This window comes from Paraglaciecola mesophila (assembly GCF_009906955.1).
Lineage (GTDB): Bacteria > Pseudomonadota > Gammaproteobacteria > Enterobacterales > Alteromonadaceae > Paraglaciecola > Paraglaciecola mesophila_A.
Genome location: NZ_CP047656.1, coordinates 1411619 through 1436428 on the forward strand (window position 1 = coordinate 1411619; position 24810 = coordinate 1436428).

At 45.6% G+C, this 24810-nt stretch carries 22 protein-coding genes; 10 read left to right on the forward strand and 12 right to left on the reverse strand.

Annotated features, from left to right (window positions below; all coding sequences use genetic code 11):
• Positions 1-10: 10 nt before the first annotated feature.
• On the forward strand, positions 11-502 hold the full coding sequence (locus tag FX988_RS06070; RefSeq protein ID WP_160178796.1) for a GNAT family N-acetyltransferase: 492 nt from the start codon (positions 11-13) through the stop codon (positions 500-502).
• Between the two features lie 156 nt (positions 503-658).
• A complete protein-coding gene (locus FX988_RS06075) occupies positions 659-2626 on the forward strand; it encodes an alkaline phosphatase D family protein (RefSeq protein WP_160178797.1) in 1968 nt (655 codons plus the stop codon).
• A 22-nt stretch (positions 2627-2648) separates the two neighbouring features.
• On the opposite strand, the gene FX988_RS06080 is transcribed toward FX988_RS06075, so the two are convergent.
• The 6 genes from FX988_RS06080 to FX988_RS06105 form a co-directional block, all read right to left on the reverse strand.
• A complete protein-coding gene (locus tag FX988_RS06080; RefSeq protein WP_160178798.1) occupies positions 2649-3398 on the reverse strand; it encodes a GntR family transcriptional regulator in 750 nt (249 codons plus the stop codon).
• A gap of 474 nt (positions 3399-3872) precedes the next feature.
• The gene (cydC, locus tag FX988_RS06085; protein WP_160178799.1) at positions 3873-5702 is read right to left on the reverse strand and encodes a thiol reductant ABC exporter subunit CydC; all 1830 of its coding nucleotides are present in this window, start codon (positions 5700-5702) and stop codon (positions 3873-3875) included.
• A complete protein-coding gene (gene cydD, locus FX988_RS06090; protein WP_160178800.1) occupies positions 5695-7482 on the reverse strand; it encodes a thiol reductant ABC exporter subunit CydD in 1788 nt (595 codons plus the stop codon). Before cydD ends, cydC begins: the two co-directional genes overlap by 8 nt.
• Complete coding sequence (cydX, locus tag FX988_RS06095; RefSeq protein ID WP_007990579.1) at positions 7472-7624, reverse strand: cytochrome bd-I oxidase subunit CydX; 153 nt, start codon at positions 7622-7624, stop codon at positions 7472-7474. Before cydX ends, cydD begins: the two co-directional genes overlap by 11 nt.
• Positions 7625-7695: 71 nt before the next feature.
• Positions 7696-8835 carry a cytochrome d ubiquinol oxidase subunit II gene (cydB, locus tag FX988_RS06100; protein WP_160178801.1) on the reverse strand — a complete coding sequence of 380 codons (1140 nt, stop codon included), beginning with the start codon at positions 8833-8835 and terminating at the stop codon, positions 7696-7698.
• Positions 8832-10418, reverse strand: coding sequence for a cytochrome ubiquinol oxidase subunit I (locus tag FX988_RS06105; protein WP_160178802.1), 1587 nt, complete (start codon positions 10416-10418; stop codon positions 8832-8834). The genes cydB and FX988_RS06105 overlap by 4 nt, the downstream gene beginning before the upstream one ends.
• Positions 10419-10791: 373 nt before the next feature.
• Between FX988_RS06105 and FX988_RS06110 the strand changes: the two genes are divergently transcribed.
• Positions 10792-11421, forward strand: coding sequence for a LysE family translocator (locus FX988_RS06110; RefSeq protein WP_160178803.1), 630 nt, complete (start codon positions 10792-10794; stop codon positions 11419-11421).
• Positions 11422-11465: 44 nt separating this feature from the next.
• Here FX988_RS06110 and FX988_RS06115 read toward each other — a convergent pair whose 3' ends face one another.
• The 3 genes from FX988_RS06115 to FX988_RS06125 are packed head-to-tail and all read right to left on the reverse strand — an operon-like array spanning position 11466 to position 14590.
• On the reverse strand, positions 11466-11813 hold the full coding sequence (locus tag FX988_RS06115; protein ID WP_160178804.1) for a lactoylglutathione lyase: 348 nt from the start codon (positions 11811-11813) through the stop codon (positions 11466-11468).
• 41 nt (positions 11814-11854) lie between these two features.
• Positions 11855-12319, reverse strand: coding sequence for a GNAT family N-acetyltransferase (locus FX988_RS06120; protein ID WP_160178805.1), 465 nt, complete (start codon positions 12317-12319; stop codon positions 11855-11857).
• A gap of 30 nt (positions 12320-12349) precedes the next feature.
• Positions 12350-14590 (reverse strand): multiheme c-type cytochrome, encoded by a 2241-nt coding sequence (locus FX988_RS06125; RefSeq protein WP_160178806.1) that lies wholly within the window; start codon positions 14588-14590, stop codon positions 12350-12352.
• A gap of 463 nt (positions 14591-15053) precedes the next feature.
• Between FX988_RS06125 and hmgA the strand changes: the two genes are divergently transcribed.
• The 5 genes from hmgA (at position 15054) to FX988_RS06150 (ending at position 20070) form a co-directional block, all read left to right on the forward strand.
• Positions 15054-16358 (forward strand): homogentisate 1,2-dioxygenase, encoded by a 1305-nt coding sequence (gene hmgA, locus FX988_RS06130; protein ID WP_160178807.1) that lies wholly within the window; start codon positions 15054-15056, stop codon positions 16356-16358.
• A gap of 30 nt (positions 16359-16388) precedes the next feature.
• A complete protein-coding gene (gene fahA, locus FX988_RS06135) occupies positions 16389-17702 on the forward strand; it encodes a fumarylacetoacetase (protein WP_160178808.1) in 1314 nt (437 codons plus the stop codon).
• Positions 17703-17785: 83 nt separating this feature from the next.
• The gene (gene maiA, locus FX988_RS06140) at positions 17786-18439 is read left to right on the forward strand and encodes a maleylacetoacetate isomerase (protein ID WP_160178809.1); all 654 of its coding nucleotides are present in this window, start codon (positions 17786-17788) and stop codon (positions 18437-18439) included.
• A 233-nt stretch (positions 18440-18672) separates the two neighbouring features.
• Positions 18673-19605: a 2-hydroxyacid dehydrogenase gene (locus tag FX988_RS06145; protein WP_160178810.1), complete on the forward strand. Its 933-nt coding sequence runs from the start codon at positions 18673-18675 to the stop codon at positions 19603-19605.
• A 39-nt stretch (positions 19606-19644) separates the two neighbouring features.
• A complete protein-coding gene (locus FX988_RS06150) occupies positions 19645-20070 on the forward strand; it encodes a GNAT family N-acetyltransferase (RefSeq protein WP_160178811.1) in 426 nt (141 codons plus the stop codon).
• A 136-nt stretch (positions 20071-20206) separates the two neighbouring features.
• Here FX988_RS06150 and FX988_RS06155 read toward each other — a convergent pair whose 3' ends face one another.
• A complete protein-coding gene (locus tag FX988_RS06155) occupies positions 20207-21133 on the reverse strand; it encodes a bestrophin family protein (RefSeq protein WP_160178812.1) in 927 nt (308 codons plus the stop codon).
• Positions 21134-21299: 166 nt separating this feature from the next.
• Between FX988_RS06155 and FX988_RS06160 the strand changes: the two genes are divergently transcribed.
• Positions 21300-22607, forward strand: a complete 1308-nt coding sequence (locus FX988_RS06160; RefSeq protein ID WP_160178813.1) for a short-chain fatty acid transporter — start codon at positions 21300-21302, stop codon at positions 22605-22607.
• Between the two features lie 152 nt (positions 22608-22759).
• Here the strand turns inward: FX988_RS06160 and FX988_RS06165 are convergent, their stop codons facing one another.
• Entirely contained in the window at positions 22760-23218 is a 459-nt protein-coding gene (locus FX988_RS06165) for a cupin domain-containing protein (RefSeq protein WP_160178814.1), read from the reverse strand.
• A 96-nt stretch (positions 23219-23314) separates the two neighbouring features.
• Between FX988_RS06165 and FX988_RS06170 the strand changes: the two genes are divergently transcribed.
• On the forward strand, positions 23315-23902 hold the full coding sequence (locus tag FX988_RS06170; RefSeq protein ID WP_160178815.1) for a TetR/AcrR family transcriptional regulator: 588 nt from the start codon (positions 23315-23317) through the stop codon (positions 23900-23902).
• Here the strand turns inward: FX988_RS06170 and FX988_RS06175 are convergent.
• Complete coding sequence (locus FX988_RS06175; protein WP_160178816.1) at positions 23899-24732, reverse strand: DUF4437 domain-containing protein; 834 nt, start codon at positions 24730-24732, stop codon at positions 23899-23901. The two genes, FX988_RS06170 and FX988_RS06175, sit on opposite strands and share 4 nt — an antisense overlap.
• Between the last annotated feature and the right edge of the window lie 78 nt (positions 24733-24810).

Below are 24810 nucleotides of genomic sequence, written 5' to 3' on the forward strand. Positions count from 1 at the left end.
ACTAATATATATGTTTGCCCTACGTAATTTCACCGCAGCAGATAAGCCACAACTTATAAAGTGCCTAAACAACACGAACCTGACGCGCTTTTTGTCGAGCCGCATTCCCAGCCCTTATTCGGAAGATGACGCCATTTGGTGGATTGATCATGGCAGCAAAAATGGCATTATTCGCGCCATTGAAGTGGACGGTGAATGTGTTGGCTGTGTGGGTGCTGAGCCAGGCCAGTTTGAATATACGTATTCAGCTGAAGTCGGTTACTGGTTGGCTGAGCATACTTGGAGCAGGGGCTACGCGTCAAAAGCGCTTTCATTATTGATTGATGAAGTCAAACGCACCAGTGAAATAGTGCGCTTACACGCCAATGTATTTGAAGGCAACCAAGCATCTTGCAAGGTACTGGAAAAATGCGGCTTTACTGCTGAGGGTTACCTAAAAAGAGCGGTTTACAAGGGAGGTTCGTTTTATGACACACACCTTTACGCCAAGGTAATTCGGTAACCGGACTGCATGCTTCTCAGCGCCAATTAGCAATAAAACCGGCACATGGCTAACACGCCCCCAAATAACTAAATGCATGACTGTGTAGATCAACACAAGTGAACATTGCTAAAGTAACCCGTATTAGTTTCGTTTTTTCTCGATTAGGAAGTCGGTTTGCAGCAATCAGCATTAAAAGTACTCGCAGGGCCCATTTTAAAAAAACTCACCGTCGATCAAGTGACGTTATGGCTGGTGACTTCTCAACCCGTCGACCTTACGCTGACTTTATTCCCCGACGGCGAAGCAAAACGCACTTTCCCCCTCAAGCAAACGCCTTTTAAGCACAACACACAAACAGGTGATAAAACCCCCTTTAAGACGTTACCTGAGCACAGGTGCATAAAGGTAGGCGAACATCTATACATTCACTTGGTGCATTTATCTCTGGCGTCTCCCCTGCCTACTGATTGCTGGGTGGGCTATCAACTAGACTTCCACAATGAGCATAACGCTGGCGTTAGCTTAAGCGAGTTACTTAGCGATATTTGCTACCCTGAGCGCGACACGCCGGGTTTTGTTGTGCACAAAAAACTGAGGAAGATCCTGCATGGTTCGTGTCGCAAACCCCATCATGACAGCCCAGATGGCTTGGTGATTGCCGATACCCTGCTGAGTACTCTGCAAAATTCCCCGCAGCTGTGGCCGAGTCTAATAATGATGACGGGGGATCAAATATACGCAGATGATGTGGCTACACCTATGTTAGCGGCAATACACAGTGTCATTCCCACACTGGGGATTAATAACGAAACCTTTGCTGACTCGACAGTTGCCGACAGCCGCGCTTTGCACAGTGAACAGGCACTATACAACCAAAGAGTGCAAATTCTACCGAATGATAAACAAAGTCAAAAATTAAGAATTCCGCTTTTCAAATCCGCTGAAAAACCTGTTTTCACCACAGTGCATGCCAATAACCATCTTGTATCGTTCGCAGAAGTGATCACCATGTATTTGCTGTGTTGGTCGCCGCAGTGCTGGGAAAATGCTAGTACCGAGAGACCACAGTCGCTCGATAGACAAACGGGAAAAGGGGTACAAACAGCGGATGAATACCAAAATGAACTGACCCTCATTGAACAGTTTGTCTCTGGTTTGTCACAAACTAGGCGCGTAATGGCTCACCTGCCGTGCCCCATGATGTTTGATGATCACGATGTCACCGATGATTGGAATCTCACCGCTGACTGGGAGCAAACTGCTTATGGTAATGATTTCTCACGACGTATTATCGGCAACGCCCTAATAGCCTATCTACTGTGTCAGGGATGGGGCAATTCACCTCACAATTTCAGCAATGAATTGCTGAGCAAAGTGCAAACCAGCGTAAATGACTTAGGCTGCGCTGAGCACAATGACACCATTAGCGCATTGCTAGAATTTGAGCAATGGCATTACCAATGGCCAACCTCACCTAAATTACTGGTGCTAGATACACGCACCCAGCGTTGGTGGTCAGAATCGAATGCCAACAAGCCGTCAGGCTTGATGGATTGGGAATCACTTACTGAATTACAGCAAGCTTTGATCAATGAACCTGCCGTGGTGCTGGTCTCCCCTGCGCCGATATTTGGGGTAAAACTCATCGAAGCCATTCAAAGAGTATTTACTCGAATTGGCAAGCCCTTGATGGTGGATGCCGAGAACTGGATGGCCCACCCCGGCAGTGCAAATTACTTGTTGAATTTGTTCACCCACCGAAAAACACCACAAAACTTTGTGATTTTATCTGGGGATGTACACTATTCCTATGCGTACCATGTAAAGCTAAAGCGCAGACGAAATAGCCCAGATATTTGGCAAATAACCAGCAGCGGCTTACGTAATACCTTCCCTGAGGGGTTACTTAATTGGTTGGACCGACTCAACCGATGGCTGTATGCCCCGTATTCACCTTTAAATGCATTTACCAAACGGCGTAATATGCGCGTCACACCGCTAAAGCCGTCTCATGCTTCGGCTGGTGAGCGTCTAGTCAATGGGTCAGGCATTGGTTTGGTGGAACTTGACGATGAAGGGAAACCAACACATATCAGCCAACTATTAGCAGATGAGAAAATACATTTCGAGCACGATGATTAAAGGGTAATCAGACAATGTATTTCTAGTTCAATTCAACTAAGTAATGATATTTATCACTGCGACAGCGGCTGATACGATATTCCATGGGTTTGTCGTTTAACGATTGAGCAATACGTGTCACTTCTAATAAAGGCTCCCCTAAGCCAATATTCAACATATCTACATCATTTTGCGTAGCCAGTTCAGCTTTAATACTGTCACGGATGGTGTGTACCGTTAAATTAAAATTCGTTTGATAAAAATGATAAAGCGTATGGGGAACGTCTTTTTCATCAAGAAGCGCTTTGAACCACTTGTAGGGCAAGTAAATCGTTTCGGCAATACAAAACTCATCTTCTAGAATTCGCCGTCTAATCAACACAATGACTTTATCTTTAGCCTTCAATGCTAAGGCTTCAGCCACTTTTTTGCTGGCGGTTTCGGTCGTAATAGACAACAACTCTGCTTTGGGGAGTTCAGGATTTTTACCATCACCAATAAGAGGATAAAAACGATACAGACCATGATGCCCAGTATGCTCAGATACGAACGTGCCTATGCCTTGCCTACGGGTGAGTACTTTAGAGCTCGTCAGGCTGTTTAATGCTTTGCGCACCGTCCCCTGACTCACGCCAAATTCGCTGGCAAGTTGGAATTCATTCGGCAGCATTTCACCGGGCTTCCAGCGCTGCTCAACAATCAGTTGAGTCACTTGCTCCTCTACTTGTTTATATAGAGGCTGAAATGCTAAACCAGGACGGCTGAGTTTATTGTCAAAGCGATTTTCGTTCATATACGGCAAATTTGTTGAAACAAAAGATAAGAGTAATATTAACTGCATGTCTTATACAAGATATTATCGTTTGGTTTACATTTTTCTACCTTTCGTTGCTTGATATTGCACAAAAATACCGTGAATGAGTCAGTGGCCAAGAACGACAAACTCAAAACAGAGAAAATGCCGGTTCTTCTTTCCCACCATACGTAATACCAATTCCATTAAATAATTAACCACTCAGCGAAAATTTAAAAGGACTTAATCAAGGCGCTTAAATGATAGCCCTTTATTAAAAACTAACCTGTGCTCTTTCGAGTTTGAGCAACACAGAGTAAGTCCTTTTAAAATTCGCCCGAAGGGAATTCCCCAGCGGGTTTTGCACTACGTTCTCGGTATTTGAAAGGGAACAACCATTACTACACACCGACGCCTTGTTCAAAACCCGCTGGATGAATTCTGAGAGGCCAATTATTTAATGGAATTGGTATACTACACTCGGATGACCAGTTCAGCATATTCTTGCTGCGTTGCTAGTAATTCTTGATGGCTACCTTCCCCTTTAACTTGCCCCTCATCCAGCCAAATAACCTTGTCCATTGTTTGTAATAGTGACGGATCATGCGTAATACACAACACTGTGCTATAACGCATTGCGTGCAAAATAGCCTGCATGACCGCTTGTTTAGATTGATTATCTAAACCCTCTGTGGGTTCATCTAAAACGAGGATTGCTGGCTGGCGTAATAACATTTGCGCGATTGCTAACCGCCTCGACTGCCCTTGTGATAGTCGCCTGCCTGCGCTTCCAAGTCGCGTATCCAAACCGTTTGGCAACCCCTGTAACCATTGGCCTATCTGAGCCTGTTCACATGCTTGGATCATTTGCGCTTTGGTCGCTTCTGGCGAAGCATAATGTAAGTTATCGGCTATGGAGCCATCGAAAATGTGATGCTGCTGAGCCAAGATACCGATTAAGTTGCTACGTTGTTCGAAGCTTAACGTCTTAGCTACAACGGAAATATCACTGGTACTTGGCGCTTTCATCTGACGGCTAAGTGATATGCTTCCCTGTTGCTCTGGCCACAATCCACTCAATAGGTTAACCAACGTTGATTTACCACTGCCGCTTGCACCTACTAACGCGACTTTCTCATTTGCTTGAACTGAAAAACTGACGTTCTGCAAGGCATAGTGCTCGCTTGCCACTTGAGGCCGACTGCAAAGCGCATTGGTTAACGGGTCATTTGCATATTGGTAGCTGACGTTTTGTATCGTTAGTCCCATGCCTTGCATCTCTGGATTTGTATCTCCCTTTGATGCACATAAAGGTATATCTGCGAGCGCATCAACCGCTTGAGGTAACCTATCATGTAGCGCAAATATTCGCCCTGCTGCACTTAACGCTACAGGCAACTGAATAAAAGCGCTGGGTAAACTCAATACCGTCTCAAAACTGGCTAGAACAAACAGGCTCAGCATGGCTAGGTGCACATTAGGTAACTGTTCTAACTGCACCAAAGGCACGAGTATCACTACACTAGCAAGCATAGCGAATTGCACGACGACAAGACTGAGGCCGTCACTGTCAGCAAGTGCCTTATGGCGCTTTTCTAAAAGCACATTATAGCTTTTCTGTACTTGGTTACATTTCGCTAATTGACGCTCCGTGGCTTGGTAAATCGCTAACTCTCGTTGCCCACTGAGTGTGTCAGATAGGATCTCACGAAGCTGAGCAGAGCGCTTAATCTGCTGGGCAGCGCTGCGGCTTAGTTTCTTATTCAGTAAAAGTGGCAGCCCCACGCCAACTAATAATATTCCGCAAAAGCAAATTAACGCCACCGCTGGGTTAAATCCGGCAATAATCCAGATGACTATTGGCACACACACCAAGGCCACTAGCATGGGTAACAGCACATTAAGGTAAAATTTGTCTAACGCATCAACGTCGTTTTGCATCCGGTTGAACAGGTCGGCACTGCGGTTCATAGCCAGTTGTTGATTGTTTAACTGACTCAAGGTAGCAAATACATTCACCCGAATCTCACTTAGTAGCAAAAAGGTCGCGTTGTGCGTGACTAAGCGTTCACCATAACGAGATGCCGTGCGTACTATGGCTAAAAAGCGGATAATGCCAGCGGGGGTAAAGTAGTTCATTTGTGCGCTCGCGATCCCGGCTGCGGCCATGGAAGCCAAAAACCAACCAGAAATTGCAAGTAGTCCAACATTGGACAGCACAGTCAGCACAGTGAGGAAAACGCCCAACAACATGGCTTTGTAATGGGGGCGACAAAGTCGTAACAAGCGAATGAAATTACGCATTTTCAACCTCATGCATGTCGCTTGTCAGTAGCGCTTTAAAAGGCCCAGCTTGCTGACTCAGGCTTTGATAATCACCTTGCTGCACGATTCGGCCGTTATCTAGCAGCACAATATTGCTGGCTTTTTTTAAGGTGTTTAATCTATGGGCAATCACCAGCACTAAGTGAGAGTGAGCGTATTCGTTTATCGCATTTTGAACGCTGAGCTCCGTCGCGCTGTCTAGGTGCGCAGTCGGCTCGTCGAGCATCAAAATTGGCGCTTGCTTCAAGAACGCTCTGGCAAGGGCGATACGCTGTTTTTGCCCGCCAGATACCCCCTCACCTTGCTCACCTAATAGGGTATCAAAGCCGTTGGGAAGTAATTCGATAAAATCCAGCGCGCCCGCCAGTTGCGCGGCCCTTTTCACCTCGTCCATGGTGGCATCCGGCTTGGCTAACAGGATGTTCTCTTTAATCGTGGTATAAAACAAAGTCGGCTGTTGGGGGATCCACGCAATACCTTGCTGCCAACTAGGAATGTCACCTTCGCTAAGTGGCAGATTGTTTACATTCACATGAGATATTACCTGTGGATGAAAGCCCAATAAACAATCAAATAGCGTGCTTTTACCTGCACCGCTCGCCCCGACAAATGCCACCATACCGGTTGCAGGTAAACTAAGTGACACCTCATGAAGCCCTTCGTTGCTATCTGGGTAGGTAAAAGTCAGTTTTTTAAGCCTAATCTCGGATTTACTCGTCAAGGATGTAAATCCGCTGGGTGCCGTGTTTTTAGGCTCGGGTGAAGCGCTTTCAGGTGTTTGGAGTATCTCTAGCATATCTCCTGCTGCACTTATTCCCTCTAGACGAGCGTGATAATGATTCCCGAGCTTGCGCAAGGGTAAATAAAATTCAGGTGCCAGTAGCAGCACCACGAAACCAGTTGCAAAATCTAATGTTCCGAAAAACAATCTAAAGCCAATGATTACGGCAACAAGCGCAACGCTAATAGTGGCTAAGAACTCCAATGCGAAGGAAGACAAAAAGGCGATTTTGAGCACACTTAAGGTCGCATGGCGAAAATCATCAGATATTTTCGCTATTTGTATTAACTCGCGCTTGGTCGCATTGAACAGCTTTAACTGCGTTAAGCCCCTTACTCGGTCAAAGAAATAATTGCCCAACACCGCAAGTTGCTGCCACCTCGCTTGATTAAGTTGCTCCGCTTTGTGGCCAACTAAAATCATAAAAAACGGAATAAGCGGTGCGGTGAATAAAAAGATGAGACCGGCTTGCCAATCGGTTGGAAATATCACCACTAAAATTGCCAACGGGATAAGTGCACTGTATGCCACGCTCGGCAAGTAATTAGCATAGTAATCGTGTAATGCCTCGACTCCATCATGCAAAGTATTCAGCATGGCGCCGTGGCCTTTTTGATCGGTAAACCTTGGCCCTAATCGAGTGATTTTTTCCAGTAAATTCGCTCGCATACTGGATTTAATATTACGAGCAGCATGTGCACTTAACCGTTGGCTAAGCGCTAAGAAAATTCCTCGAGCCAAAGCAATGCCACCAAGCGCCCAAAGTAAGTCGGACACCTCACTCAATCCCGCTGTGTCAAACATCACCACATGCACTATTTTCGCCAGTAAATATGCTCCAGCAATCATCAATAACGCGTTAAATGTGCCTAGGGCGATACTGAATTTAAGTGCTAGGGCAGCAGGCTTTGATTCGCGCTTTAAAAAACCGCGCAGCAACAATTGCTGAGCACGGTCTGGTCGGGCTTTAGTTGTCACGTTCTTTTTGCAACTTCTCGTACAATTCTTTTTGATCGTCCGCTATGCTGTCTTTGTTCTGTTGGAATTCGTACCACATCACGTTTATGACTCCTAGCGTACACGCTAATAACACGCCTAAAATCCACGCAAAATACCACATAAAATATCTCCTAAAACTAGGTGTCAGCGGATAAAACGATGACACCGGAAAATTGCTTCACCAGTGAGCGGCTAATAACTACCATGGGTGTTATTTTCAATTTCATCCACGGTTACCTTGCGCCACATTTTGACATAACACCAAGTGGTGTAGCTCAGAATCAATGGGACAAAGATGATAGCCGCGACGAACATCACGTTTAAGGTCATATGGCTAGACACTGCATCCCACATGGTTAAACTGACGTCAGGATTGGTGCTAGATGGCATCACAAATGGGAACAAGGATGCGCCGGCTGTCATAATTACCCCCACCAACATCAAGCTAGAAGACACCAAGCCAAGTGCAGGTTTGCCCATTTTTGAAAACAGCAAAGCAAGCACAGCCATGGCAAACGCTAATATGGGAAAAATAATGGTCAGCGGCACAGCACTGTAATTATTTAACCAGGCGCCTGGGGCTGTTGTCACAACTTTACCGATGGGATTAGCGTAACTTTGGGTGTCTGGCATGCTAACAATTTGATAGCCGTTCATGTTTGCCACCCAAACCCCTGCCGCAGCAAATAGCGCGATAAAGGCCAGTAACGCATAGCGTCCATATTGCCCAGAACGCTTGGCGACATCAGTATCAGTACGTAACTGTAACCACATACCCGCATGCCCCATCAACATAGTGATGCTGATTAATCCGGCGAGTAAACCAAACGGGTTGAGTAAACCAAAGAAAGATCCCTGATAGCTAGCCCGCAGCAAATTATCAACGTTAAATGGAACCCCTAAAAATAGATTACCGAACGCGACACCGAATACTAAAGCGGGAATAGCACTGCCGCAAAACAGCGCCCAATCCCAATTGTTGCGCCAACGATGCGTCTCAACTTTACTGCGATAATCGAATGCTAAGGGTCGAAAAAACAATGCAAACAACACGAGCATCATCGCGAAATAAAACCCCGAAAATGCGGCGGCATAGACCATAGGCCAAGCCGCAAATAAGGCCCCACCAGCAGTAATAAACCACACTTGATTACCGTCCCAGTGGGCGCCAATAGTATTAATCACTGTTCTACGTTCGCTGTCTGTTTTTCCAACTAAACGCAATAACATTGCCACGCCCATATCCATACCATCAGTGATCGCAAAACCAACCAGCAGAATACCAATGATCAACCACCACAATAATTTCAACGTTTCGTAATCAAAAATCATGCGTTTGCTCCTTGTTCCTCATCGGATTGTTGATTGATTTGCTCAAAATGATACTTGTTAGTATGCAGCGAACTAGGCCCTTGCTTTACGAAACGCAGCATCAACCAGCCTTCCACGATTGCAAGCCCAGTGTAAAACACAATAAAACCGGCAATACTGATTAATAAGTCATTTGTCGTCAGAGAAGAAGTGGCTAAAAACGTCGGTAATATTTCCGATATCGCCCAAGGTTGCCTGCCGTATTCAGCCACCACCCAGCCAAATTCAATGGCAATCCACGGTAGTGGAATGCTGAACACTGCCGCCCATAGTAGCCAGCGTTTTTGCTCAATGACGCGATGGGCGTTGTAGTAAAATGATAATACAAAAACCACTAGCATGATCATGCCGCAGCCCACCATGATCCTAAACGACCAAAACATCGGGCCTACTTTCGGGAAGGAATCTTTCACCGCTTGTTGTATTTGTGCATCGGTGGCATCAACCACCGTCGGCGTGTAGCGTTTAAGCAGTAAGCCGTAGCCCAAATCCGCTTTTAAGGTATCAAATGTGGCGATGTTCTCAGGGGTATCTTGACCATTTCTGAGTTTATCTAAATATTCATACGCCAACATACCGTTACGAATTCTTTTCTCATGCTTTACTTCTAAGTCATCAATCCCTATCACTTCTTCATCAAGCGAGCGCGTAGCGATTATGCCCATAGCGTAGGGAATTTTAACCGCTGCGCGCGTAACCTGCTCTTCTGAATCAGGAAAACCAAATAAGGTGAATGCCGCTGGCGCCTCTTCGGTCTGCCATTCAGCCTCTATTGCGGCAAGCTTCACTTTTTGCACTTCACCTACCTCATACCCAGACTCATCACCCAGTAAAATAACGCACAATATTGATGCCAAACCAAACCCACAAGCTACAGAGAATGATCGTTTGGCAAAGGACACATCGCGCCCTTTAAGGATGTAATAACTACTGATGCCTAACACAAACATGGACGCAGCCACATAGCCAGCGGAGACGGTATGAATAAATTTAACCTGTGCCACAGGGTTGAACACCAACTCAGCAAAGCTGGTCATTTCCATGCGCATGGTTTGATAGTTAAACTCGGCACCGACAGGATTTTGCATCCAGCCGTTAGCGATTAATATCCACAAAGCCGATAGGTTTGTCCCTACCGCCATTAAAAAAGTTACGCCTAGATGCTGTCTGCGTGTCAATCGATCCCAGCCTAAAAAGAACATGCCCACAAAGGTCGATTCTAAAAAGAAAGCCATTAGCCCTTCTATTGCTAAGGGCGCACCAAATACATCCCCCACATAGTGTGAGTAATATGACCAGTTAGTGCCGAACTCAAACTCCATCGTCAGGCCTGTTGCCACGCCCACCGCAAAGTTAATGCCGAATAGCTTGCCCCAAAATTTCGTCATGTCTCGGTATATTTCTCGGCCTGTCATGACAAAAACTGACTCCATGATCACCAAGATCCACGTCATACCCAATGTTAAAGGCACGAATAAAAAATGAAACAGAGCGGTGATCGCAAACTGTAATCTCGATAGATCCACAAAGGTTTCATCTATCATGTTAAAAGCTCCTTGTGAGGTCGCTTTAGCGACGCAAATTTTGAGTATAATCTGGGGATAATCTTACTTTAACTTCTAAACTTTCAGTAATTACTGAAAGTTCATTAACTTTACTCCTGTTGATCATTTTATGTCAAGAGAATGAGGAGATTAAAGTCAACTAAGGTTCGTGTAATTGACCTACATCAGGTAGTCGTAAAACACGTTATACACTTAGCGCTCCACATAGTTGTCACGCTGGCATCTTGCCCACATTCATCGTACAGTAAAGCACTAAACATGGGTGCGTTACGGAGCAATTGACGTCATCATACGCATACGATCGTCACACGTGCTTTAGATTACCTTCTCAAAAAATTGCTTGGAACCCAGTATGGACATTCACGCCTATCTTATTTTTTTAACCACAACCATCATTGTTTGTATGTCGCCGGGGCCAGCGGTAATTACCATTGCATCTCAAGGGGCACGTCATGGTGCAAAAAAAGCGCTTTTTGGGGTGACTGGGGTTGCCAGTGCAAATGTGGTTTATTTTCTACTGTCAGCCACAGGGATTGCCTCACTGCTGGTTGCGTCAAATCTCGTGTTTTCAATGATTAAGTGGGTTGGCGTGGCGTACTTGGTGTACTTAGGACTCACGGCTTTATTAAGTAAAAGTGGCGGTTTAAGAATAAGAGAAAGTGCGAGTTCAAACGCCAAGGGGGTTGCCCTGTTTAGTCAAGGGTTTATCGTGGAGCTGGCGAACCCTAAAGCGCTGCTCTACTTTTTAGCGTTATTGCCACAGTTTATTGACGTTGAAAAACCTATTTTACTGCAATTATTGATTATGGGTGCGTCATGCTTGGTCGTCGATTTACTGTCATACACTCTGTATGCTTATATTGGAGAAAAACTTTCTAGCGGCGCGGTTAAAGCCTCTATCGTAAATTTGATCAATAAATCAGCGGGTGGTTTTTTACTGTTTGCGGGAGTAAAAATGGCAGCGGTCAGCTCAAACGTTTGAGGTTTTTCCTATCACTTCACTAACGCGTCCCCAGTCTCAATGATTTAACCAGTGAGCTGTGTAATATCCCATAGCTCGCCAGCTGGTCCCCATAAGTAAATCACCTTGCCCCAGAGTTCTTGCTTGATAGGCTCATATTTCGGGGCTACCTCCCCCATACTTTGGATCTGTTCAAATGCGGCGTTGATATCATCAACGATAAGCTGCATCATTAGATTTTCAGCCAGCCCTTTGTTATAAAAATTCTGCAAAAAGAATGTGCATTCGCCACGACTAAAAATGCATAACTGATCATTTACCGGATCTTTGCTAAAACCGAGTGCCTGATAGAATGTTTGGGAGAAAGCGAAGTCTTTAGAGGGGATAAACAAACGAAAGTCAGTGGGTTGCATAGCGAATCCTTTTAGGTGTGTTGAGTTTACGCTCAAAGACGTTATCGTTGAAAAGTGCCTAGCGATAGATGCAGTAATGGATAAGGCTTACCTTGGCCGTCGAGTGCTGAGCGCCCAACGACGTTGAACCCAATACGTTGGTAAAACCCCTGCGCTTTTGGGTTTTGCTCGTTAACGTCCACCTTTGTTGCTTGCTGATGAGCTATTGCATATTCAGTTAACGCACGGCCCACTCCGTTATTTACATCATCAGGCGAGACAAACAACATCTCAATATTCTGCGCATGCACCCCGCAAAACCCTATAATATCGCCAGCGCTGTCTTTAATACAGCGCAAATCAACTGCATCAAAATAATGTTGTAAAATTAGCGGTTTTAATTCAGTGATATCCTCTTCAGGAAGAAAATCATGGGTGGCACGCACTGCATGTTCCCATATGGCGATCAACGCTGAGTAATCGCTCTGTGTAACTGTGTGAACAACCCAATTCACCTTAAAAACCATATTGCGCCCTAGTACATCGTCATTTAGCCACTAACGTTGCAATGTTTGCAGCTTAGATTGGTACTGTTGTGCCTTATCATTCTGGCCAGTTTTGCGTAAATAACTGATAAGTGCACTCATCACATCGGCATCTCTCGGCCAACGTTGATGCGCCTTTTCCAACTCGCTAATCGCAACGTTGGTATGACTTTGTTGATCAAGGGCAACTGAGTAAATATAAGCAAAAGATGGCATTGCTTCATCACTGTGTGCCGCTATTTTCAAGTTGTTAAGGGCTTGTCCATATTGTTTCTGACGAATTTTAAATAGCCCAAATGCATGGTTAGCTTGGGCGTTATTAGGCTCAACGTTTAGCGCTTTGGTTAAATAGCTTGCGCCTTTTTCATCTTGACCTTGTTGACGATAAAATTCAGAAATTTGAATTAACACAGGTATATAACTGGGTTCGATTTTATAAGCCGTTAAATAAGCCTGCTCTGCCCCTGCTAAATCGCCTAGCTGTGTGTTCAAATTGCCAATCGCCAGCTGGGTAATGGGCGAATCAGCATTTATCTCAAGCATTTCACGATATTCGTTCAGCAGTGGCAGTAGTTTAGCTTTGTCGCTGCGAGACAACAGCCCTAGACTATCGGTGAGCAATCGCGCCATTTCAAAACGAACAGACTTACTGGGCTCATCAAGCTTTTGGCTTAACACCTGCCAACGAGCTTGGGGGCTAAGGATCGCCAGCGACTCTACCGCAGCGCGGCGCAGCAAAGTACTGTCACTTTCGAGATTTTCAAGAGCAATATCGACCCCTTTCTGCGAGCGATACAGGCTCAAGTCTGCCAACAAAGATGCTTGGCGTAAGCGGCTGTTATCTGGGTTGTGTATAAAGGCAATCGCTTGCTCGAGTCCTTCCGGCGCGCCATCTTGCACTTGGTGACGCGCAGTTTGCCATACATTGGTATTTGTATTGCTACCCCATACTTTTTCGCTCTTCTGGCGCCAATGGTCATTCTCTTTATCGTGACACGCCAAGCACGTTTGCGGCTCGCTTGAGGCACTGTTAAAACTGAGATCGGGAATTAAAAAGCTGTGATCGCGCCTGTCATCTACGCCCATATAGGTTTTTTCTGGCATATGACAATTCACACACATAGCGCCTTCGGTTTGTGGTGTGTGGTGATGATGCTCAGGGCTGTTGAAGGTTTCCGCTTGATGGCACTGTAAGCACAATCCATTACCCTGAATTTTCACTTTTCCGGTATGAGCGTTATGGCAGTTTGAGCACGTCACCCCAGCATGTTGCATTTTACTTTGCATGAATGAACCAGCCACAAACACCTCTTCATTAATGCTGCCATTTGCATGGTAAAACGGTGCGCGGATCCACTCTAGCCGGTTGTCATCGACAAAACTTTGTTGGGAATGGCTATCAGCAAAAGGATGTTCTAAAGGAGTGCGTAATGAGTGACAACGCGCGCAGACATTAATTTCACTGTTATTCGGTTTGCCATCAACATGGGCAATCGGGTTATTCGGGCTAAATGAAAAGTTTTTTAGCGCGGGTAAGGTTTGACTAAAACCTGAATTTTGCGCGCTCAGCTCCCCCTTTTTTGCCAGCTTAATGTGTTGTCCTGCGGGCCCATGGCAACTCTCACAGGCGACGTTTACTTCACTAAATTGCGTAGCAAATGTATTACTTTTGGGCTCAAAATTGCGCTTGAGATCGGTTGTATGACAATCCGCACATCGGCTGTTCCAGTTTTGAAAATGACGCTGCCAAAAGAACGGATGTTCAGGTGTGATTTTTTCAATGGGTTGTAAATGAAACCAACGTTGCCCACCTTCTTCTTTGCTGCGACTGTCCCAGGCAATATTAAACGCTTGTAACTTGCCTTCACCTACATCGATTAAATACTGCTGCAATGGGTAAAATCCAAATGTGTAGGGGACATCAAAGGTTTGAACTTTATTCTGCTTGTTGGTAGTGGTTAACTTATATTGACCATTTTCGACAAAAAATCGCGTTTGAATATCGTGAAACGTCACAAGCGTGTCATTGAAATCCCCTAACACGGAGCCTTTGTTTGCTGCTTGCATGGCTTTAAAATGATCAGATTCTCGCCACTGATCATATTCACTTTGATGGCAGCTCTGACATGCTTGGGCACCGACGTAATTTGCTTCTTTACTTACCTGTGCCCAAAGCAAAGTATGACTAAAAAGCAACATCAAGCCCAATATCAAGGGTAATATACTGCGCATCACTTTTTGCTCGCTCCCCACCCCGTTACTCCCTTACTTTCTTGCTTTCGCACACTAATTCGCCATACAGATAAATCGGGTTGCGTATATAGTTAAGTTTCATCAAGAATGTCGCTTAGACTCTACATAGTTCGCCTATACAAACTCGCCAAACATAACATGTTGTTTATTCACACGAATGTAACATGCATTAGCCTATAGACAAAGATGCATCCGAGTACATATGGCATTTAATCACAAGGTTTAACCACAGCATGAACGTATTGATGGCTTGTCACAGCCTATTTTACGGGGGGCTTAGAATAAAAGAGAAACAAAAGTTTACAGAATGCACGTCTGAGTTCAAAGCTAATTACATCATTTTACTGTTAATTCATTGTCATCAGTTGGTTAAAAAATTAGATTAAAACATAGGTTTCCCGCGAGTTTTTAAAACCTATTTTCGGATGACAATCGTTTATTTTTGCGTTTCACAGGACAACATATGAGCACAAATACTGAGCTTTCATATTTAGCCGGTTTCAACAATGAGCACCAAACAGAAGCCCTACCGGGCGCACTCCCCGTAGGTCAGTTTAGCCCCCAACGCTGCCCTTATGGGCTCTACGCCGAGCAATTTAGTACCAGTGCATTTACGCGTCCGCGCCATGATAACCGACGTACTTGGACGTACCGAATTCGCCCCTCTATCGCCATGGGTGATTTTAGTAAAATTGAAAAGGGCGCCGTACGCTCAGGCCCAATCACCGAGGTGGATTGCCCGCCCAATGTGATGCGCTGGGATGCCCTGCCCATCCCCGAAGCCCCAACAGACTTTATTGATGGCTTAACCACCATGGCAGCTAACGGAGATGTGCGCGGTCAAACTGGGATTGGTATCCACGTTTACAGAGCAAATAAAGGAATGGCGAATCGCTCATTTTATTCCGCTGACGGCGAATTACTCTTTATCCCTCAGCTCGGTGAATTCACCGCAATAACCGAAATGGGTAAATTAGCGATTAAACCAGGAGAAATTCTAGTTATTCCCAGGGGCATAAAGTTTAAAGTTGAACCAACCGACGGACCCATTAGAGGTTACCTATGTGAAAACTACGGCAGTCCAATGGAGTTGGCAGAACGCGGCCCAGCAGGAGCAAACGGGTTTGCGAATCAAAGAGATTTTCAGTATCCGGTAGCGTATTTTGAAGATAAAGAAGGTCAACACACAGTTGTGGCGAAATTTTGCGGTGCTTTGTATCAGGCCGAACAAAATCACAGCCCGTTTGATGTCGTGGCTTGGGTGGGTAATAGCGCACCTTACAAATATGACTTGTCTCGTTTTAATGTTTTAAACACAGTAAGCTTTGATCACCCGGATCCCTCTATTTTTACCGTGCTCACATCTCCTAGTGGTGAGCCAGGTGTTGCTAACGTCGATTTTGTGATTTTCCCACCACGCTGGATGGTAGCTGAAAATACGTTTCGGCCACCTTGGTATCACAGGAACTTCATGAGCGAATTTATGGGTCTAATTGAGGGCACGTATGATGCGAAAGAAAAAGGGTTCGAGCCTGGCGGTATGAGCTTGCATAACTGCATGACGCCCCATGGCCCTGAGGCTGACGTGTTCGACAAGGCGACCCATGCAGAACTCGCCCCCCAGCGCTATGAAAACACTCTGGCTTTTATGCTTGAGTCACGCTATGTCATTGCGCCAACAGAATTTGCCCTTAACACACCCCAACGCCAAAAGCAGTATTTGGCATGCTGGGGCGACCTTAAAAAACATTTTAACGGCCAACCATAGCCGCCAATGAATAATATAGGAATGAATTATATGACGTTATTAAACGAAACCCACGATCCTGCACGCAAAAGCTGGGTTGGTTCGGCCAATGGCCATACGCAGTTTCCCATCCAAAATTTACCCTTTGCAATTTTTCGCGAGGCTAACAGCCAAACTCAGTGGCGTGGTGGGGTTGCCATAGGTGATTTTATTCTCGATATGGCTAAAGTTGCCAAATTGAATGTGTTTGATGGCGAGGCCCAGCGCGGGGCACAAGCAGCCGGAGAAACAAGTCTCAACACCTTGATGGGCTTAGGTGCAAAAACCAACTCAGCCCTACGCTTGGCATTATCAAACGCCTTAAGTGAAGGGGCAGCACTTCAAGGAGCGCTTGAAGATTGCTTGATAGCACAAACTGACGCTGAATTTAACATGCCATGCCAAGTTACTGATTATACTGACTTTTACACCTCTATTCACCATGCAACCGCAGTGGGTAGTTTATTTCGTCCAGACAACCCTCTCCTGCCAAACTACAAATGGGTACCAATTGGCTATCACGGCCGCTCGTCGAGTATTGATGTGTCTGGGCAGTCCTTTCCTCGCCCTATCGGCCAAACCAAAAAACCCGATGCCAGTATCCCAGATTTTGGTCCTTGCCAACGCCTTGATTATGAGCTTGAAATGGGCGTGTTTATTGGCCAAGGCACACAGCTTGGTGAGCGCATCAACATCACTCAAGCAGAACAACACATTTTTGGTATGTGTATTTTAAATGATTGGTCAGCACGCGACATTCAAGCATGGGAATACCAGCCATTAGGGCCGTTTCTCGCTAAAAATTTCGCTTCTACGATATCGCCATGGATAGTCACTACCGAAGCCCTTGCACCATTTCGTGAAGCGTTTACTCGCCCTGAAAGTGACCCGCAACCCCTTGAGTACTTGACCAGCGAGGCGAACACCCAAGCGGGTAATCTTGATATAGAACTCAGTTGCCTGATCCAAACTGAGAAAATGCGCCAAAACAATCAAGCGCCGCAGCAATTATCACAATCAAACTTCAAACACTCCTACTGGACACCAGCGCAGCTTGTGACCCATCACAGTGTAAATGGTTGCCCCATGACCCCAGGCGACTTACTAGGCTCAGGAACACAATCAGGGCCGCAAGCAGATGAAGCAGGCTCGCTGCTTGAACTTACTCAAGGAGGAAAACAATCTCTGACGTTAGATAACGGCGAAACACGTACCTTCTTGCAAGATGGTGACAGCATCATTATGCGTGCTCATTGCAGCCGTGGCGGCGCGGTTACCATAGGCTTTGGGGAAGTGGTTGGCACTTTGTTGCCTGCTCGTCCTTAAATCGCGCCTGATTTCACCAACTATAAACTCGTTGAGCGCGATGCACTTGTGCTCAACGTATGCTAAGTCTTTGGAAAAAAATCATGAAACTACTCACTTACTTTCGCTCATCAGCGGCCTATCGAGTACGCATCGCGTTAAACCTAAAGGGTATCAAGCATGAGCTTGTTCCAGTAAACTTGCTAAAAGGTGAACACCAGAGTGCAGATTATATCGCGTTGCAACCACAAGGATTAGTGCCATGTATGCAGCTTGATAATGGAGAAGTGTTGACGCAATCGGGAGCGATCCTAGCCTATCTTGAAGGTCAATACTCCGAATATCCTTTGATGCCAAATGATCTAATGGCCGCCGTCAAGGTTCGTAGCCTAGTGGATATAATTGCCTGCGACATTCATCCAGTGAACAACTTGCGGATATTGAAATATCTCAGTAACGAGTTAACCATCGAAGAAAAGCAAAAGCAGCAATGGTATCGTCACTGGATTGAACAAGGCTTTAGAGCAATTGAATCCCAGCTCGCGCCAGATGGAGGCCCAGCTAATCAAGCCCAATACGCCCTAGGAGAAAATATTACTATGGTCGACGTATATTTGATCCCACAGGTGTACAACGCCCTGCGATTCGAAGTAGACATGGGACCCTTTCCTAAGATAATGCGTGTCTATCAAGCGTGTAACGAACTACAGGCGTTCATTCAAGCAGCACCAGAAAACCAGCCCGACAGCACGCTCTAACCGCATTGTGAATCAACCAAAGTGACGTAAAACAAAGATTTGGAACAAACGACCATCAATGAAAGTAAGTTGATGCAGCGGCATACGACAAAAACTGAATAAAAACACAATTTCATCGCGTGCTCAGCATGTTGAGGCGCGACATCAATATTTTGTTGTGTGAATACCCATTTCAGGCCAGTCAAGATAGGATACAACTAGATTACATAACTGAATGTCTAAGGAAATGAGCAATGACAACGCATGTGCTTTTTCGCGGCCCGCAATCACGTAACGATAACTGGCAAGCATTGTTCGCTGATACTCTACCGAGCGTAACTTGGCACCACTGGCCTCACATCGAAAACAAAGACGCTATTGAGTTAATGATCGTGTGGAAACTGCCCCGTGATTACCAGCAAGATTATCCCAATTTGAAAGTCATATTCTCAGTGGGTGCCGGCGTTGACCAACTCGACTTAGCTAGCGTGCCTGAGCATATTCAGATCGTTAGAATGCTTGACCCCGGCATTGCCCAAGGCATGAGCGAGTTTATTGCTATGCATGTGCTGAATATTCATCGAGATACTTTTTCATATATCAATGCCAATAAAACCGCGACGTGGCAGCAAATACCCACTATCCCTAGCAGTCAAAGGCGCGTGGGTATTTTTGGTTTAGGTCATTTGGGCCAAGCTGCTGCGCAAACACTCTTAAACTTGGGGTTTAGTGTCAATGGCTGGAGTCGCAGCCCAAAGCAAGTTACTCAGGTAAACTGTTTTAGCGGCGATGAGGAGTTGCCAGCGTTTTTATCGCAAACAGATATTTTAGTGTGCTTAGTGCCGCTTACGCCAGAAACACGAGGCATACTCAATGCTGAAACGCTTAGCCTGCTCCCTAAAGGTGCTAGCGTGATTAATGTGGGGCGCGGTGAACAACTTATTCCAGAAGATGTAATCACTCTGCTCAATGCAGAGCATTTGGCCTATGCGGTGCTGGATGTATTCGCTATAGAGCCATTGCCTGACACGCATCCACTTTGGCAGCACCCTCAGGTTTTGGTGACCCCACATGTAGCCGCAATCACGCAAGATAACAGTGCAGGTCAGGTATTGGCCGACAATGTTCGACGCTATATATCTCTGCAGCCTATGGTGGGCACAGTCGACAAAGCACTCGGTTATTGAGAGCTGTGGATCACATTGTCGTTTTATCAAGGAGGTTCAATGAGTATCACCTTTGTCGCAACTGAAAATCTTCACCGGGCAGCACGTTTCACGTATGAAAATATGCGCATCTACTATGAACAATTCGCTCCAGATTGGGATATTGCAAAAGTACTTGACGTGACCGCGGAACTTGAAAACCTCGATATTGTGTTTCACAACGAAGTAGTCGGTGTGATGAGATTAGCCATGGGCGACGAAGGGTATATTTTACGAGATCTTCAAGTGTTACCCGCCTTTCAAAATAAAGGCATTGGTAAAGCAGCGGTAAATGAAGCAAAGCGCAGAGCCGCTAAGGCCAACGTCAATACCCTCACCCTGAGAGTGTTAAAAATAAGCCCAGCCATCACCCTGTATACAAGAAATGGTTTTAGGTTACACAGCGAAGATGATCGCTTCTACCATATGACAGCAGACGTACGTTAAACGTTTAACTTGGGCTGTTTTCTGTACAGAAGATGTAAAAAGGGCGCGAGCTTGCCTTAACTAACGTATTTCTAGATACCTAATAGCAATCAAAGTTGAAGGCACAGTGCCTGTTTTATTTGGGCTATAACGCAGACTAGGCTAGGCGATGATCCTGCGCTTCAATGGGTTCAGGTAATGGTTTTTCGCCAAGTATATCCAGCAGGTTGATTTCTATCGTCCGAGAAATAGCATGCAAAGGTAAATGGTTTGCAGACAGGCCAAAAGGCGCGGCCAACTCTTCGCTTAATGCATCTAAACCAAAGAATGTATATGCAATGATAGCACTGAACAATGGGGTCACTAAGCCCTGCGTCGCTACGATCCCAAAGGGTAAAATGAAACAGTACAAGTACGCCGTACGCTGCACGAGTAACATATACGCAAATGGCAGCGGTGTAGTCTGAATTCGCTCACAAGCCGCCTGCACTTGTGCCATCACTGTGATCTGCTCCTGCAAGCTCGCTTGCAAAATGTCTGACAACAGACCTTGCTCCCGGCACTGCCTGATTTTTAGCGCGATCAAACGCAATATGGCGTCCGGTAAGCTGTTGGCTTGGCGCAAAAAAAGTGTGTCTTGCTCCGTGACATACGGTTGTATATCGGACCATGGGTCTGTTTGGCGAAGCTGGTGTCGTAATGCATGAGAAAATGCTATGCTGAGCTTGATAGTATATTCTTGTGCCTCGATGCCCGCTTTTTCACTGCCATCAATGTAGGACAGTAATTGGCGGGATAAACTACGAGACGCCACGACTAATTGCCCCCACTGTTTGCGTCCTTCCCACCAACGCTCATAACTAGCATTATTGCGAAAGCCTAGAAACAACGACAGCGCCACACCAAACAACGCCACAGGGGCAAGGGTAAAATCTGGGAATACATCAGGGTAGAAATGTTGCGCTACAGCCACCACCACGCCCAGCAAGGTGATAAATAGAATTTTCCCATAAATAAGCGGTAAAACCGACCCACGCAAAATAAAAAACAACCGAAACGAATGAGGGGTATCGCGAACTATCATAAGTGCCTCAAGCTGGAATTAACACGGGTAGTATAAAGGTAAATCACTGGAGAGTTTGTTAATAGAATGAATATATAGATTTGTATTTATTGAATATTTCACTCTGTTTCAGACCTAAAAATACGCTAGGATACTTCTTGTTATCAATATGTTATAGGCGTTCTCTATGCTAAACCGTGCGGCAAAACCTTTTATAAAATTAGTAGAACGTTACCTCCCCGACCCTTATATTTTTGTACTTTTGCTAACCCTAGTTACCATAGGCGCCGCTGTCACGCTAGAGCAGCAACCGCTAATGACTGTCATAGGCCAATGGGGTAACGGCTTATGGGGCTTACTGAGCTTTTCTATGCAAATGCTGCTAGTACTAGTCAGTGGGTTTATGTTGGCCAGCACACCATTAATGAAAAACATGTTGGCGCGTCTAGCGAAACTGGGCAATACCCCAGGTAAAGCCATCGTCTTAGTCACTTTGATATCACTCACCGCCAGTTGGATAAACTGGGGGTTTGGTTTAGTTATTGGGGCATTATTCGCCAAAGCGCTGGCCCGCAACACACAGGTAGATTATCGCTTACTCGTAGCCAGTGCGTATTCCGGGTTTGTGGTGTGGCACGGCGGTTTAGCCGGCTCAATCCCCCTGACAATTGCCACACCTGGGCACGTCAGTGAGAACCAAATCGGCGTAATAGCCACAGGCAACACCATTTTCAGCGGTTTTAATCTTATTCTAGTCGCTATCCTATTTGTTGTAGTTCCCCTTGTTAATCGCATGATGTTGCCCCCTACAGACGAGAGCATTATTGTTAGCCCAGATAAGCTGCTCGAAGAACCCATGCCTACGTCCACATCTACTAGACCAGCAGATAAGTTAGAGAACAGTAAGGTGTTAGCTGTATTAGTGGGCTTTGTTGGACTGACCTACTTAGTCCACTATTTTGTCCAAGGCGGAGGACTAAACCTCAATACAGTGAACAGTCTTTTTTTGTTTTTAGCCATAGTATTACACGGCACACCTAAACGGTTACTGCATAGTCTTCAACAAGCCATTCGCGGTGGAAGCGGCATTATTATTCAGTTTCCTTTTTACGCAGGTATCATGGCGGTCATGGTGCAGTCAGGCCTGGCACAAAGCATGTCTCAGTGGTTAATTAGTTTTGCCAGCGCTGAATCTCTGCCAGTTTGGAGCTTCATCAGTGCGGGTATTGTCAATATTTTCGTACCATCAGGCGGCGGACAGTGGGCAGTACAAGCCCCAGTTATCTTACCAGCAGCGATTGAATTAGGCGCAGATGTTAGCCGTGTTGCTATGGCAGTGGCATGGGGCGATGCGTGGACCAACCTAATTCAACCTTTTTGGGCCTTACCTGTATTAGCCATTGCTGGGCTCAAGGCCAAAGATATTATGGGATTTTGCTTGGTACAGCTTATTGTCACCGGGCTCATCATTGGCTTGGTGCTACGGTTTGTTTAAATAACAAAACAATAAGTACGTGGAATAAGCGACAGGCGAAGCAATTTCATTTGGTTTTCACTGTAGGGAAAGCCACAAACTGTGCACCGCGCGCTCCATCATAAAAAAGGTGAATACTGTATCTTAGATAGAGTTTAAAGCCTTTCGTTGCCTTATCGCTTATCCTGTTGTGATACAAAAGTCACCTTATGACGCTGGCCAATTGCAGGCATTTTCACCAAATCGTTTGGAAGTTGGGTAACGGTATCGTTGATTTCTTTAAAGAAGCGATGGGAGTGTCCAGGTGATTCAAACGCGATCATTAAACCTTCTTCGTCAGACAAACCGGTAAATGCGTGAGTAGTATCGGCCGGAGACAATATATAATCGCCCGGTTTGAGCAGATAAACTTCATCCCCTACCTGAAACTCCACCTCACCTTTTAACACATAAAAAGCTTCATCCCATGGGTGCTGGTGGGGCGGCGCTCCACACCCTTTTGGTACGGTATTCAGCATGCTCGAATAGCGACCTTGAGTATCATCACTGGTGCATAAAAACTGAAGTTGCATACCAAGTACATTTAACCACTTTCCTTCTTGGGCTCGCTTGATGATAGGTTGTATTGCCATTGACTCATTCCTCTTCGTTAGCCTTGGGTCTAGCTAAAAAATAGTAATTGACACATAATAAGTCAAATTGACATAGGTTATGACAAATGGACACTTATGAGCCTGCTACAAGAAAAAAAAGCCGCATTAACCGTCAATTTACTGCTTGATGCTGCCTGGGAGCTATTACAGCACTGCGAAATTGATGAACTGAGTTTTAAAAAAGTTGCCGAAAAAGCACATATTTCACAGCGCACAATGTTTCGCTACTTCACTACGCGAGAAGGATTCTTAGATGCGCTCACCGCTAGGCTGTATGCTGAGTTAGCCTTACCGATTGTTCCTGAAGAGGTAGATGCCCTACCCTCGTACATTGCCACACTCTATGCAAAGCTTGAAGCACAGCCTAGAAAAGTCATGGTTTTACTCAGTGCTGACTTGCTTCCTCGGGTGTTAGACACGACAGCCAAGCAGCGCCTTCAAGCGCTAGAAGATTTACTACAAAATCACTTTTCATATGTGTCAGCTGATGACATCAAAAAAACCACGGCCAATTTACGTTATGTTATGAGTGCCAGTAGTTGGCGTTATTACCGTATGCACTTTGAATTTGATAGCCAAATGGCCACAGAGTGTGGCCAATTGTTTGTTAGGCAATCCCTCGCATACTTAAAATCAAAAAACGCCTCTCAAAGCCCTGCTTAATTGACCTGGTAGTGGCTATTGGTGCGAATGAAAAGTGTGGCTGGCGTATCACCCTTGTTTTCAATGCTGTGGGTAAAGGCACCTGTCGATTCTACGTAGCTACCTGGGCTCAGATTTAACACTGTTTCTTGCTCTTGTGAGTGATACTCAACTGCGCCAACAATCACCACTGCGCGAAACTCACTTGCATCCGTTTTAACATCACCTTTAAAACCCGCGGGCAATTTGATCATCGAACCATTCATATCCGCCGTGCTTTCCCACAGGTAAGTGGTTTGCACACCATCAACGTGAATATCATCCAAATCACTGGCGTTTAGCCACACTAAGTTGTCTTTATGTAGGTTTAACGGGCGCTCACCATTATCGAATTTTTCATTCGATGGTTTGACAAGATAAGGGCCCGAGTCGATTTCAAGGTAAATTAGATTCGTTTCCCCATTCGCCGCTGTGGTGTGATCTTCACCGGCTGGTTGCGTCCAGAAAGAGCCCGCTGGCATCCACATTTTTTCAGCATTGGGGTCATCGTTGTGCATTTGCCCTTCAATCACAATGCCGCGGTAAGTAATGTTGTGAATGTGCGGCGGAGACTCAAACCCTTTGTTAAAGCGAACCAGCATTCCCGTGGCGGTATCAGTGGTACGATCGCCCCAGAGATCAGCTGCGCCTGGGCTTTTGTCACCGCGAAGAGGGTTAAGATATCCCCATTTAATATCGCTCGCGGCAACGACTTTTGACGCTGGCTCGTCTGCAAAAGCAACTGGTGTTAAAAGCGCTGCGATCAACGCAGTGGTTAACGCGATTGGGGCTACATTAGGTAATTTTCTCATTGGGTTTTCTCCGTTAAGTCAGTATGGGTGCATGTTATGCGGAAAAATTCATTCGATAAACGGGCAAATCTTCAATAC